The organism is Serratia odorifera, from assembly GCF_041448735.1.
Taxonomy (GTDB): domain Bacteria; phylum Pseudomonadota; class Gammaproteobacteria; order Enterobacterales; family Enterobacteriaceae; genus Serratia_F; species Serratia_F odorifera.
Genome location: NZ_JBGMUT010000039.1, coordinates 1 through 936 on the forward strand (window position 1 = coordinate 1; position 936 = coordinate 936).

Genomic DNA, 936 nt, shown 5'->3' on the forward strand with positions numbered 1-936 from the left:
GTATTAACAAGGCTAGTATCAACGGTTCGTGATCGTTCAGCAGAAAATATATGGAAAAAGCTCTCTAGTCTTCCGGATAATGTTCAGAAAAAACAATTAGAAAACCTTCTTCAGATAGATCAAAAAACAAAGAAAACGTATTTAGAGCGTCTAAGTAATCCCCCTGTTCCGATTAGTGTTACGGGCATTAAGAATACGCTGATTCGTTTACAAGAGCTTCGTCAATTGAACACTGAAAATTGGGATATGTCTAGAATTCCTTCGAAAAGATTACAACAATTCGCGCGTCACACAGTCGCTGTTAGATCACAAGCAATTGCTAGAATGCCCGATCAACGACGTATGGCTATGTTAGTTGCATTTGCTAAAATGTATACACAAAGTGCTCAGGATGATGTCATTGATATTTTTGATAGATATTTAACAGATTTATTTGCTAAGACATATCGAAAGGAACAAAAAGAACGTCTTCGTACAATTAAGGATTTAGATAAGGCAGCGCGCCAATTACGGGAAGCTTGTGTAATATTATTAGAACATACGGATCCTTCTGTCCATCCAAAAACGGCAGTGTTTGAAAAAATTTCAGAAAAGGATTTAATACAAGCTGTCCAAATTGTTGATTCACTCACCTATTCACCAAATCAAACACTAGCCTATTCAGGATTGTTACAACATTATGGCATAATCCGAAAATTTCTTCCTTTACTCATGGAAGAAATTGAATTACAAGCAACGCCTGCTGGATTACCCATCTTGCAAGCATGGAATTTTGTAAAAGAGCATGGGAAATCCAATAAGAAAAGATGGAAAAATGCTCCTCTTGCCGGTTTGAATGCAAATTGGTCTAAGGTTGTAATTGATAAAGATTCCGGAACTGTAAATCATCGAGCATATACGTTTTGGATGCTCGAACAAGTATTAGAAGCTTTGCAC

1 protein-coding gene is annotated in these 936 nt (G+C 36.8%); it reads left to right on the forward strand.

Translation table 11 applies throughout. The features are described 5' to 3' along the window. The coding region (locus ACCC84_RS23465; RefSeq protein ID WP_371902417.1) for a hypothetical protein at positions 1–936 on the forward strand (936 nt) is incomplete at both ends.